Raw genomic sequence first — 12,893 nt, 5'->3', positions numbered from 1 at the left:
GGGGATGGTATTAAAAGCTTTGGCGCTGATTCTGGCGACAGTCTGGTTGACGGGCTGTCTTGAAGAGCAGGGGAAATCGAGTGAAATCGTTATTCCCCCGGGCAGTCTATTGCAGTTTGATATGACCAAGGTCAATCCGGCCAGCACCAAAAAGTTCTCCCTTTATCTGACCGAGTTCATTCAGGCGGAAAAGAAGACCAAAAATCTTCTGGACATGACCACTGATGCAAAGCCGGATTTCATCCGCTCCATCATGCCGAAAGGCCTAAGTCCCTCCGGCGCGATGGTTCTGAAGGTGGTGATGGAATATCGCACCCTTCCCTGGTATGCGATCGTTTATCCTGATGCCATCATTCAGCCAAGTCTGGATACGACGCTGGTTTATAACCTGCTGTCCACTTATCCAGGCAGGGATCTGAGCACCTATACTCCGGATGAAATTCAGAAGATCACGGCGGCGGTGATCAGATTCCGTGAGGAACGACTGGCATTGTTTGGTATTTCTCCCGATTTTAATCCGGATTTGCTGTATCGCTTTATTCGCAACGGACTTTCCAACAGCTATGATTTTTTGACGTTCATGAAGTCCTTTGGTGTGGAGTTTGTTTTCAACAATGACGGTGATGTCACCGCGGATCCGTATCCATTTGGAATTCTAAACCGCCCACCGGTGCTGGATGAAAAAGCCACCACAAAGGTGCAGCAGCAGCGGGTGGAAGAAGGCAAAAAAATTGAAATTCGCGCCACTGCCAGGGACCCGGACGGGGACCAGGTGTTTTATGCCTGGATGCTGGAAGGTGCTCTGCGCACGGCGGAAGAAGGCATCGTGCGCTGGGATCCGACTTATGATGACGGTCGTCCCGATCCTTACACGATGAGTGTGATCCTGTCTGATGGTGGCAAGATCAGCCGTGTGGACTGGCCGGTGTTGGTGGAAAACGTCAACCGTCGCCCAACCTACACTTACAATTGTCCGGCAACTGTGGATGAAAATGCCGAGTGGGTTTGTCTGGTTAAGTTCAAGGACGAAGACGGGGATGCGATAAAAGTGGTGGCGGATGCCATCAGTGGTTCCAATCCTTTGTATTTGAATAATCAGATGGCACCAACAGAGATCAATGACGCGGGTGAAGTCACCGTGCGCTGGACACCGAATAACGAAGATGCGCGAAAAGGTCTTAACAGTATCATGCTGGAAGTGACGGATGCGCTGGGTGGGTTGACTCTGGCCAGCTTGCAGGTCTCGGTGAAGGACACCAACTCGGCACCGATCATGCTGGGCGGGGTGAATCCGGTCGCGGACAGTGCCATCGAATATGACTATTGCGCCAATGAAGTGCCTGATGGAGTGGCTCCTTATCAGTTTTATCTGGATTTCCAGGATGCAGATAACATCGGTCCGAATGCGGCATATCCTCCTGATGAATTGATTGTGACCACCGCCGGGACCTTGAAGTCGTACATCACACAGGTTGGTTTGCCGGAAATCCTGCCCGATCGTGTTCGTTACACCTTCCTTTGGAAGCCACTGCACACCCTTAAGACCGGGACCTTTATTGTCACGCTTAAGGACAATCATAATGGTGCCGCAGCTCCAATCACACTGAACCTGACCGCGGCGGATCGCAATACCAAGCCGTGTTTGGCGGGGGCGGATCAGACTGTTCAGGTCAAATCCAATCAGATTCAGAACTCCATCACTTACACGGTTTCTGACAAAGATAACGACCCCTTGTGGCTGGAAGCCTATGACTTCGCCATGACGGGCACAAACACCAATAAGGGTGCCATCGACTCGTTGACGAACATCGTTGACTGCGGAACAAATCAGATGCTGATTTTGCGCCGTATGGTGGGTATGGCCGAGCCAACCTATCGCCGAAATGCCTCTTCATTTTGTATCCGTATTATGAATAATTCCGTGGACATCGCGGGTGGTGGTGCGGCCGGTTACGTTCGCTTTGTGCGCTCGTCAGAAGACACTTCAGCAAGAACATTTGCCACGACCAACACCTTCACTGTACCGGGCAGCAATATTGTCTTTAAACCAAAAATGAGCGTCACCATCAATGCCGGTGATCTTGAAGTGTTGTTCCCGGTGGTGGCTGATGGCACGACGGCGGCGGCAAATACGGTGACGGTGATTGCCACCGCAGTTCCCGCTGGTGTCACGGTGACAAATCCGGTGGCGTTGTATGACCGTGGTATCGTCACCTTCAGTCGTCCGACGACCACGGCTGCGATCACGATTCCCAAGATGACTGTTGTGCGCACCGCCGGCCGTTTGATTGAGTTTGAAACACCGGATGACATTGTTATGCCGATTGGGACCGCGAGTGTTTCGATCCCGGTCTGGAGAAAACCAATTCTGATTGCAGATGGAACGGTGTTGACCTCCAGCAACACTCTGGCGGGGGCGCCGGCCTTCACCGTGAGTGCGGTATCAGGAACCCCTTCTGCGATATCACCAACATTGCCGCATCCTCCGGGTCTTTATGACTGGAATGAACACACGGTTCAGCGCGGGACTTCCAATCAGGTGGAAGTCTATCGCAAGTTCCGTGTGCGTGCGCTGGACGGCTATCGTGCCCCAGCCAAGGCCATCAATACGTTTGTGGATACGTTGCCTCCAGAGGCTGCGAATCTGAAAGTTGAAAATACCGGTGTCTTTGAGCATCAGGGCATCGCCCGATTCTTCCGTGCCACGGGGACGACGGCGATCAATCTGCCGGCCGGGACCCGGGTTCGCACCGCCAACTATACTTATTACGAATTGATTGATCCTCTGGTGATGCCGGTCGGTACGTTGACCATCAACAGATGGGTTCGTCGGGTCGAAAATCAGGGCTGGACGACAACAACACCTATTGCGAACAATCGCCTGGCAACACTGCGATTTACGGATGTGAACAACCCGTCCATTGTCGTCAGCAATCCGACGATCATTGCGACACAGGGAACGAACTTGCAGGATGGTCTGATTCAAATGGCTGACAGTGCCTTGAAGCTGCCGTCTCCATATTATGCTTTGGACGATTATTGGTATCCGCTCGATCCAAAAGACTATTACACGTTTACGGTTGAAAAGATCGGGACCGGCCCGGTGGGACAGTGGAGTGTGTGTCGTACCACGGGACTTGCCAACTCGGCCTGCACCGGTACGAATGTGTGCTCGACGGTGCCGGCGGCGGCTGATCAGACCTATTTTAAAACCAACAAGTGCTATTTCCGTTATACTCCGCACGCCAGCGACTATTCCGGAAACTTCAGCTTTAAGGTGACGGCGGTGGAGCGTTCGCCCTGGGGAACATTGAGCACCGTTACGAATGTGACCCTGGTGGTGAAAGAAATCAACACCAAGCCGGTGCTTACCGACAGCAGCTTTACGCCGCTGGCGGGCGGCTCGGGTGCAGCTTTGGGGACGCCTTTGACTCTGGGTGATTTCAATGAAGGCACCGAGTCGCTGTATAATATCTATGCTGTCGACAACAACAAAGGTTCCGAACTTCAGACCGTGAACTTTGATCTGGATGCCCAGGTGTATGATCTGAAAACATCGACGTGGGTGCCAAGGCCGGAGGGGCTGAGTGTGGCGGTGGAAAAGCGTGAAGCGCTGACACCGGGACCCGGATCCAAGACCACGGCCAAGCTGATTTGGAATCCGACGGATGCTGACTCCAAAAAGTTCTCTGGCACTGCAGGCCTGGTTGTAAAAATGCGTGTTTATGACGCCAAAACGATGCCGGATGTGCAGCAGTCCACGGATGCGTTTTATAAAATCCGCTTGATCAATAAAAATCAGGTGCCATCCATTGCCGAGATCGTTTCCGGAAATAATTTCCGTATTTTTGCTGACACCTATTTCAGTCAGGATGTCTATCTGTATGACAATGATGCCTATGTTCCGAACGGTGGCAGCTTCTCAACACTGTTGACGTTGTGTCGTGATGCCAATGGGGTTGCGTTGCGCCATCCGACTTTGGATCCGGTGTCGGCAGACCCGTATGTATGTCATGCGAACAGTACGACGTGGGCTCCTGAAATTGCCACCTATGATGCGACTTACAAACGCAACGTCTCGGTTCCCCAGTGCGGTGACGGGACGAATTTGAATGTGGACCTGGCTGTGCCGAAGCTGACACCGGTGGGTGTGCCAGAGCTCGTCGGAAGCACTCTGCGCCAGCGCTATAAAATGGAGTGGTGCCCTCAACGAACTCACATTGGTGAGCATTCGGCCGAATTGTTTGTCAATGACAACGGTGACGTGGACCGTGACGGGCTGGCTCTGTCGCGATCGGCCAGTGCAACGCCACTTAGAATCAATGTGGTCGCACCCGCTTACTTTATCAGTCCAAGACAGAATCTTTCCGGAACGCCGGTTCACTTTATGCCGCACACGGCGGCCAGCATGCCTTCTGCACCATTTAAGTATCCGGTGATCGTCAATAATTCCCAGGGGAACTCTTTGGAGTACTCTCTGGTGACTTCTCCGCGCCCGTGTGCTGAAGCCAACGGAATGTGCATTGATCCGACCAAGGGGATCATCAGTTGGAATCCGGCTTATCCCGCAGATGTCACCGCAGAAGGTGGCGCCGGTCATCAGGTGCGCGTCCGTGTGCGTGATTTGAAAACTCAGGAGACTGACACTGTCAGCTTCTATCTGAAAGTGCAAAATCCGCTTTCACCATTTGAAGCCTCACCGGTGATCAACAGTTTCCTGCCGGCTGGCACGGACGTGCTGGCTTCGGAAAAAACACCGGTTTCATTCTCGATCTCGGCGTCAGACCCGAACTCCAACGATACCTTGTTCTATCGCTGGTATGTGAATGATGAGCTTCGTTATGATGAGGGGCCGAACTTTGAATTTAAAGCCAAGGACACGGATGCCTCCATTGATCCCGATGGCGCAGGTCCGTTGAAATCCGGGGAGTTCATGATCCGTGCGGAAGCCACCGACGGGAACTATGTGGCGGCCAAAGAATGGAAAGTGAAAATCCGCAATAACTATCTGTTGGCGGAAAAACTCTTCGACATCTTCGCGGCTCGTCCGGAAAGTTTGCCGTCCATGAATCCACTGGCCCTGAACTGGCTTGTCGAAGTGCCGGTGACCCTGAATCTGGGTTCAAATATTGTTGACCACCTGGTCTTTGCCGGCACTTACACTTTGGGAATGTTCACCAAGCACTTCCTGTGGGATCTCACCCTGGTGAATGGGGCTATGAACAAACCGAACGGAACTTTGGTGAATCCTCCCTGGAACTTTATGGAGGATCTGCCTTGGTTAAGCGGAACTCAGACCAAGCGCATGGCCCTGGTAAAAACGTCCGGCAGCTTTGATATTCTGCTGACTTCGCAAACCGGTCGGGTGGGGCCCTTTGGTCTGACCACCGAAGCTCTGCGTATTCCGGCAACGGACTTGACGGGTTTGAGTCTGGGCACTGGAAACAAATGTATCGGTGACTGTCCCCAGAATCTATTCACGAGCAACTTGAACTCGGATCTGCGGTTGACGGAATCGTTGGACTCGGCCTATGTCTTCTATGCCTCTGACAACGGAGACAAGCTGATGTACGACTATCTGAATCCGGCCAGCGCCGTTCAGATTTACAATTTCGGCACCGCAAAGATTTCCGGAATGGTCTTGAATAAAAATCTGGAACGTTTGTATGTGGCGACCCAGCAGACAAGCCCTTCGATTTCACACAAATTGTTTGTGTTCAACGTCAGCAATGTGCGCTCAGGCGGAACCCCTGGCTTGGTCGCACAGATCACATTGTGGGACGGCGTCGCCGGACATCAAGACTGTAAACCGACCGATCTGGTCGTGGACGTGGCTTCACACCGGGTGTTGGCTTTGCTGGCGGGGACAGGCGGTGTTGCTGTACTGACCGACGGACCAGCGAAAACTCCGACGGCCGCTGACGTGCAATTCGTTGGCGTGAACGAAATCAGCAGCTCGCCATTTGATGTGCCGGGGCAGGGACGTCGTCTGGTGATCCGTCCGGAAGACCGAATGATCATCGGAACAATGAAGGACGCCAATCAGGTGTTCACTATCGATCTGGACAGTTATCAGGTCTATGCGAATTCTGTGCAGGATCCGGTCGACAGTATCGTCAGTTTTGACTCGGGCCAGATCCTTCTGGTCAGTCGCAGCAAGGGCCGGATTTACCGCGCTCGCTAGCTTTAAAATTGTATCTTTCAGAGAGGCCTCATAGAATTTATCTGTGAGGCTTCATCTATTTTTCAGCATCTTTATTTTCGCGAATGTCTGCTTTGCCGGCATCATCAATCCGGATGTTATCCGAAAGAACTCTGTGCCGATCATCGGGGTTAACGATGACGTCGTGATGGTTGCTTCCACGCCGCTGGTGCGTGTCGGGGACCTGGTGGTGATCGCGCGCATCCAGGATGATGACATCGAAGTTATTTCCCGTGGGTCCGTCGAAAACATCCAGGACGGAAAATTTCTGATTCTGCTGGATTCCAAAACCATCACCAAGTTCCCCAAAGTGCGTGACCGCGTGGTCAGTCTGGCGCGACTTCAGGACAAGAAATTTGAAGAGCCTGAAGTTCCGCCAACAGGAGGGCTTCAGCCGGATGAACCGGACCCTTACGAGCAGGGCTATGTTCAACTGGATTTCGGCCCTTACCAGGGAAAGATTGAAAGTTCCTCGCCCAATCAGGCCAATCAGTATAAAACCTTTGAACACAATTTCATGGACACGCATCTGATGTGGTATTTCGACTTCCTGTGGAGAATCGGACTGGAATACCGCAGTTCCGGTGGCAGTGTGCCGGTGAAGTCCTACAATCGCGAGGAAAAAGAGACCACTTATCGCGAAAGCATGATCGCGATTCACTACCGTTTCCTGCCGCTTTGGAAAGAATTGCGTCCGACCCTGAAGCTGGTGACGAAATCGACAGACTTCAAAACCGCCAATGATGATGAATATGTTCTGAGCAGCACGGGTTCCGGGATGGGATTGGGAGCAAACTTCCACTATCTGTTTGGTCCGAATGTGTTCAATTCAGAAAAGTCCTTTGACTGGAGCTTCAACCGCATCTATTTCGACCTGACTTATTTCCCGGCTTATTCAATGAAAGACAGCGGAGTCACCCGCGGCGAAAGCTCGACCGGGACGGCGATGGAGGTTTCAGTCGGAGCCACGACGCTGGTACACATGGGCTTTATTCCGTTCTTCAAGCGTTTCTCAGTCGATGTCAGCACGGGGATGAGTTCCAGTCAGGTGACATTCTCGGGGACGCCGACCAATGCGCCGGATGGTTTTTATAATATTCCCGAAGGCGGCACTTACAAAGAAAGCCAGAACTTCATTCGAATCATGATAGGTCTTCGCATGGAAGACTATATCGGAAAGATGCTGAAGCCCCGATGAAAAAACTGATTCTGCTTGCCCTGACATTGTGTGCGTTTGCCTCCTGGGCCCAGGAAAAGGATGAGCCATCCGTTCCACAGGGGATGACTCAGTTAAAGGCGGAGGATCTTCTGGATAACATGGATTTTGATCCGTCCAAAGTTCCCGCCAATGCCGCAGGTGAAGTAAAGGCCGAAGACCTGCCTTCGACGGCCATTCCTCTGGTGGAATATGTCATCGACAGCTCGGGATCCATGGGGCAGTTGATGGGCCCCAAAAAAACCAAGATCTATGTTCTAAAAAAACTGCTGGCCCGCTATCTGATGTCACAGTGGACGGAAAAGACCAGCAGCGGCCTGAGAGTGATCGGCTCCCGGCGCAAAAAAGACTGCAAGGACAATTATCTGGCGATTGAGCCAGGCCAAAGCAAGCTGGGCGCAATCGAGGGTATTGTAAAAGGTTTTGAGCCGGTGGGGATGACTCCGATTGGCCAGGCGTTGAAGGACGCCTATAAGGATGTTGAGCACTATAAGGGACCAAAGCGGGTGATTCTTTTCACTGATGGAGAAGAAACCTGCGGGCAGGATCCTTGTAAGATCGCGGCAGAGTTGAGCGGAAAAGACGTCGACTTGAAGTTCTTTGTGGTGGCGTTCGGTTTGCAGAATCAGCCCGATATCCTGAACAAGCTCGCGTGTATCGGTGATATGAATCAGGCGGACGACGAACAAAAACTGGAAGAGCTGTTCCAGGAGCTGGACAAGCAGTTGAATCCCGGAAAGAATCTTTTTGTCAGCAGCCCCCAGCCCAATGCGACGGTGTTTTTGTTCCGGGCGGAATCTCCGAATGAAATCTATCGCAAGTTCCATGCGTCCCAGGGGATTGAAGTTCCGCCGGGGAAGTATCTTGCCATCGTGAATCTGAAGCCCAAGTACAAATTTTCAGAGTTCACCATTCCACCGCAAAAAAAGGTGACCCTGAAAGTCGGGGGGTACGGTTTCTTCCAGGCCAACTTTATTGAAAAACTGATGAAGATTGAGCTGCTGGATTCCAATCGTAAAGTAGTGAAGCGTTTCACCAGTGATGTGCGCGTTCCGCTGCCAACGGGCAAGTGGGCGATTCGCCTTTACCGGGACCCTTTCTTTGAAAAGACTTTGGAAAACTACCTGATTGTTCCCAACGCTGAATACACCTATGATGTTCAGGAAGCCGGGGCGTTGGTGGTGGAAGATCCGAAGGTTCGCGGTATTTATGTCTATGATGGAAGATTTGCCCTGTTGGGGAATCATCTGACGAATGTTCCATTGGTGTTGGGTAAGGGCGTTTATGAAGTCCGTGTGGATGAAAAATGCGTCTTTAAAGATGTGATCATGGGTTCCAACAGCGGACTTGTGAAGTTGGATTGCAGCAAGGTGAAAAATGACCAATAAAAAAGCCATTCCGTTTTTTATTAAAGTCCCTGTTATTCTTGCGGTCGTTATTGCCTTGGGGCTGGTGCTGGCGGTGATTTTTGAAAACAGCAAGCCTCACCCCGAACTTCCAGAGTGCACAACTGTAAAATCCGGGCGTTTTGAACAGACGTCCATGCTGGCGGCGATGGATCGTTTTGCGGATGGGGAGTATCGCGCTTTGACTTTGAATGCCAAGGGTGACACCTGGGTGGTGAACAAGCTGGGCTTCGCTCAGGATTTTACGCCTTATCTGGAAGCCAAGTCCACCACCGCCAATGCCATCTATCCTTTTGAGGAATCCAGATATTCATTGGCGGCGACGTTTGGCAATATGGCCTTTGTGCGGACTGAAAGCGGGCGAACGCTGCCGATTCGCATGGACGGTGACAGTGCCACCATGCTGAATCAGTTGGGGGTGTGTGGACGCAACTGGAAGTCCGATGTGACCTTCCGCCGTTTGAATCAAAGCACCTTTGTGTCGTTGGAAGCCAATGGCCGTCTGGGTTTTTATAACAGCCAGGCATGGCAGAGTGTGATCCCCCGGGAAGTGCCAAGGTCTCCGGACACTTTGATGGGGGTGGAATCCGGAAATATGCTAAGTGTTCTGCAATGTGGGCAGGAGTATTCCAACGGCAAAGCCCGCGTGCGCATCGAGCCGGGATTGCTGGCCTATTCCAGTGGTGAAAGCAAAGATTTCGCCGTCTATAAAGTGGCACCGGATCGTTTAAGTCTTGAAACGCAAAGACTTTCGGTGGATGCCAGCGCCAATCCTTTTTCGGATTTTGTGGTGGCACCTTATGAACAGATCGGATTTAAAACCAGCGGCTGGCTGGAACGCGACGAAAAATGGGCCTTCTATCCTTTGGCTCATTTACAAGGGGCGCCGGCGGCGTTGGCGGTTGAAACCGGAGAACCTCTGGACTATCGCGAAGAGTACAAAGTCTATGGTGAGCAAGAGCCCCGTGCGGTGTGGTTTGCTGAAAGAAAAAGACCTTACAATATTCTGCGGGAATACGGTTTGACCGTGGCGGCTCCAGCCGGGGAGTCAAAGAAGTTTTCTGTGAAAGACAAGGTGGCCGTGAAGGCGATTTCCGAGAGGGGATTGTGGACGGTGCTTCCAGGTGGCAGACACCTGTTTGTTGAAAACAGCAAGAGCGGGGTGGATTACGCGCTCTTGCAATGTCCTCTTTAGAGGAAATCCATATTGGCTTGATAGCTTTCGCGGTGAACATTTTTGGAAAGAGCCGCTTCCGGAGTGCGCTCTTGAGTTTCCCAATAAGCCGCCTGCTGGCTGACCTTCGGAGCAGGAACACCTTGAATCACTTTTTGCGCCAGATAGGTCAATTGGGTTTTTGCGACATGCAGCTCATGGCGCATAGTCTTTTCAGATTCCAGAGACTTGTTCCACAGGACGTAGATGCCCTGCACTTCGGCGCGGGCGCTTTGTAAATCATGTTCGGCCTGAGCAAGACGTTGGCCCAGTAGGTCTTTGTCGGCATTGGCTTTATCAAGTGCAGATTGCAGCTTTGTATTCTTCTGCATCTTGAAGTACTCCAAACTGATCAGAAGTCCCTCGATGGCAAAGATCACAAGACATGCACCAATAATAAGGCTCGTCATTCCACTCTCCCTGTTCCCTTCATTATATAGAATTGCGGAACAGGTAATTTAGCTACAACTGCGGAACACCCCCAAATCTAAGCCTTGGTACAGTTTCGAGTATCTCTCACGGCTCCGAAACGATGTTTGGACAATTGTTTATATTCCGGAGGAACTATGAATATAGCGGGGCTTTTAGGTGTTTTGGCTGCAGTGAGTATTGCAGTATTTTCAATCCTCGATGCGGCAAAGAATCCGAAGGTGTTCGCCGATGTGCACGGGATCGTGCTTGTCGTGGGCGGTACTCTGACTGTGGCTCTGTTGAGCTTCAACTTCAAAAGTCTTTGGACGGCGCTGAAGATTGTCACTCGCAAAATGCTCGGGCGTGAAAGAGTCGACTATCTTGGTACGATCGGCACGATCGTGGAAATCTCCGAAGCTTACCGTCGTGATCCAAAATCCGTTTCTGCTTTGATGAAAGCCGAGACTCACCCTTTCATCAAAGACGGCGTAAAGCTGCTGGTGGAATACGGTTTTAATTACGACGAGCTGGCGGATGTTTTGACAAACGCCCTGCGTGGAAAAAAGAAACGTGATGATGAGGAAATCAAAGTCTGGCACACGATCTCCCGCTTCCCACCGGCATTCGGCCTGTTGGGTGCGACTTTGGGGATGATCTCCCTGTTGCAAACTTTGGGAGAGCCCGGCGCTCAGGACCGCATCGGTCCCGCGATGGCAACCGCACTGGTGGCGACGTTCTATGGTCTGGTTGTGGCCAACCTTGTCTTGATCCCGATTTCTGAAAAGCTTCAGACGGTGTCCAAGGCGGACGTGACTTTGCGTGAAATCATCAAAGAGGGCATCCTGCTTGTTCACGAAAAGAAACACCCTTTGTTTATTAAAGAATATCTGAAATCCTTCCTTTCTCCTGCTCAGAGAGAGGACGACGGTGCTTTGAAAGCGGATCCAGCTAAGAAGGCGGCCTGATTATGGGAGAGCGTAATAAACGCAGCAGAGTGCATTTGGATGAGCATGAGCATGAAATGGCTCATGACGAGTCCAACTGGCTTGTCAGTTACGCCGACATGATGACGCTTCTTTTCGGATTCTTCGTTCTTATGTATTCGATGTCCCGCTTCGATAATACAAAGTTCGATCTGGTTCGTAAGGAAGTGGCCAAGTACTTCGGTGGTAATATCAAGGAAGTCAGTGCGGCGCTTTTGGCTGAACAGAAGATCATGAATATTCTAAAAGGATCCGGCGACCTGAATGGTGTTGAGATCATCAAAGACGGCAATAACACCCTGTTGTTGAAATTTGATGGCGAAGTGCTGTTTGACTCCGGGGCGGTCGAGGTGAAAGACGCGGCCAAACCCAATCTGCGCCGAGTGGTCAGTGCTTTGCGCTCGATTGAAGGCGTGAACAAGATTTCCGTTGAGGGGCACACCGACAGCGATGCAATTCAAAGCGGTCTGGTGAAATCCAACTGGGAGCTGTCTTCGTTGCGGGCAAGCTCGGTGGTTCGTTATTTTGAGGAAAGCGGCGTTGATTCCAAGTTGCTTTCGGCTGCGGGCTTTGGTTCCAGTCATCCGCTGGCGCCGGAAGTGGACAAGGCAGGGGTGTCAATCCCTGCCAATAAGGTCCTGAACCGACGGGTGGTGGTGGCCGTGACACTGGACGATGCCGAGGCGGCCTACAAGCTTCAGCAAAAACAGTTTTCAAAACAGCTGACCAAAGAAGAAATCGAACATCAACAGCGTGAAGCCAGTCTGCAGGAAAAAATGAAACAGGCCCAGGCCAGATTCGATGAAGCCCAGAAGCGCCACAAGGAGCAGCAGGAGCAGCGTCGTAAACAGCAGCAACTGGATAAGTTACAAAGAAAGATCCAGGATTTAGAAAACAAAGCTCAGAAGTTTGAGTCTGATCTGAATCCGAACTAGTAGTAAGAAGTCGTAAAAGAAATCCCCAGGCCAAGGCCGGAGTAGCTGAATTTCATACTGCCGTCTCCGCCGCTGGCCTCGCGGGTTGCGAGCTCCACCGCAATCAGAGCGTTGGGGCGAATCGGGTACTCATAGCCCACACCCAGCATGAACTCATATAAAAGCGCACTGAAAGAAAAACCATCACCGGCATTCGGTGTGGATTCTTTTTTATTCAAGTTGAAATTCACAGGAGTGAAGCTGGCGAAGGTAAAGAATCCCGGTTTGGATTTCTGCACCAGAGTGTCATCCGGAGTCGTTTCGTAAGATGCCGGCAATCCCTTCAGGTAGTAGTAACCCGTCAAGCCAATACCGGAAATAGGGGTGAAGCCATAATTACTTGAGAAGTCCATAATATAATGGATTCCCATACGGGAGTTGATGGATGGAAAGTTCCATAGAACCATCGGCTGAAGCGTTAACATCGAGCCCAGTGCTTCTTCGTTAACCTGTTCCCCAGCGGACACAGTCGTACTGAACATGGACAT

At 51.6% G+C, this 12,893-nt stretch carries 8 protein-coding genes; 6 read left to right on the top strand and 2 right to left on the bottom strand.

Translation table 11 applies throughout. The features are described 5' to 3' along the window. Positions 1–4: 4 nt before the first annotated feature. Genes ACZ520_RS14375 through ACZ520_RS14360 form a run of 4 tightly spaced genes read left to right on the top strand, consistent with a single transcriptional unit; the run spans position 5 to position 10,019 of the window. Positions 5–6,184 carry a hypothetical protein gene (locus ACZ520_RS14375; protein WP_464126223.1) on the top strand — a complete coding sequence of 2,060 codons (6,180 nt, stop codon included), beginning with the start codon at positions 5–7 and terminating at the stop codon, positions 6,182–6,184. 43 nt (positions 6,185–6,227) lie between these two features. Further along, entirely contained in the window at positions 6,228–7,400 is a 1,173-nt protein-coding gene (locus ACZ520_RS14370) for a hypothetical protein (RefSeq protein ID WP_416480109.1), read from the top strand. After that, a complete protein-coding gene (locus tag ACZ520_RS14365; RefSeq protein WP_464126220.1) occupies positions 7,397–8,806 on the top strand; it encodes a vWA domain-containing protein in 1,410 nt (469 codons plus the stop codon). The genes ACZ520_RS14370 and ACZ520_RS14365 overlap by 4 nt, the downstream gene beginning before the upstream one ends. Then, positions 8,796–10,019 carry a hypothetical protein gene (locus ACZ520_RS14360; RefSeq protein ID WP_464126218.1) on the top strand — a complete coding sequence of 408 codons (1,224 nt, stop codon included), beginning with the start codon at positions 8,796–8,798 and terminating at the stop codon, positions 10,017–10,019. The genes ACZ520_RS14365 and ACZ520_RS14360 overlap by 11 nt, the downstream gene beginning before the upstream one ends. Here ACZ520_RS14360 and ACZ520_RS14355 read toward each other — a convergent pair. Then, complete coding sequence (locus ACZ520_RS14355) at positions 10,016–10,447, bottom strand: hypothetical protein (protein WP_374031005.1); 432 nt, start codon at positions 10,445–10,447, stop codon at positions 10,016–10,018. The genes ACZ520_RS14360 and ACZ520_RS14355 overlap by 4 nt on opposite strands. 156 nt (positions 10,448–10,603) lie before the next feature. Between ACZ520_RS14355 and ACZ520_RS14350 the strand changes: the two genes are divergently transcribed. Both ACZ520_RS14350 and ACZ520_RS14345 read left to right on the top strand, forming a co-directional pair. Then, on the top strand, positions 10,604–11,413 hold the full coding sequence (locus tag ACZ520_RS14350; protein ID WP_416480112.1) for a motility protein A: 810 nt from the start codon (positions 10,604–10,606) through the stop codon (positions 11,411–11,413). A gap of 2 nt (positions 11,414–11,415) precedes the next feature. Further along, on the top strand, positions 11,416–12,366 hold the full coding sequence (locus ACZ520_RS14345; RefSeq protein WP_464126215.1) for an OmpA/MotB family protein: 951 nt from the start codon (positions 11,416–11,418) through the stop codon (positions 12,364–12,366). Here ACZ520_RS14345 and ACZ520_RS14340 read toward each other — a convergent pair. Beyond that, complete coding sequence (locus ACZ520_RS14340) at positions 12,363–12,893, bottom strand: hypothetical protein (RefSeq protein WP_464126213.1); 531 nt, start codon at positions 12,891–12,893, stop codon at positions 12,363–12,365. The genes ACZ520_RS14345 and ACZ520_RS14340 overlap by 4 nt on opposite strands.

It is taken from the genome of Bdellovibrio sp. BIS2 (assembly GCF_055398295.1).
This window is presented reverse-complemented; position numbering and strand designations above follow the sequence as displayed.

Coding starts and splice junctions, on each gene's coding strand:
- ACZ520_RS14355 (WP_374031005.1), bottom strand. CDS start 10,447: ATGACGAGCCTTATTATTGGTGCATGTCTTGTGATCTTTGCCATCGAG.
- ACZ520_RS14340 (WP_464126213.1), bottom strand. CDS start 12,893: ATGTCCATGTTCAGTACGACTGTGTCCGCTGGGGAACAGGTTAACGAA.
- ACZ520_RS14345 (WP_464126215.1), top strand. CDS start 11,416: ATGGGAGAGCGTAATAAACGCAGCAGAGTGCATTTGGATGAGCATGAG.
- ACZ520_RS14360 (WP_464126218.1), top strand. CDS start 8,796: ATGACCAATAAAAAAGCCATTCCGTTTTTTATTAAAGTCCCTGTTATT.
- ACZ520_RS14375 (WP_464126223.1), top strand. CDS start 5: ATGGTATTAAAAGCTTTGGCGCTGATTCTGGCGACAGTCTGGTTGACG.
- ACZ520_RS14365 (WP_464126220.1), top strand. CDS start 7,397: ATGAAAAAACTGATTCTGCTTGCCCTGACATTGTGTGCGTTTGCCTCC.
- ACZ520_RS14350 (WP_416480112.1), top strand. CDS start 10,604: ATGAATATAGCGGGGCTTTTAGGTGTTTTGGCTGCAGTGAGTATTGCA.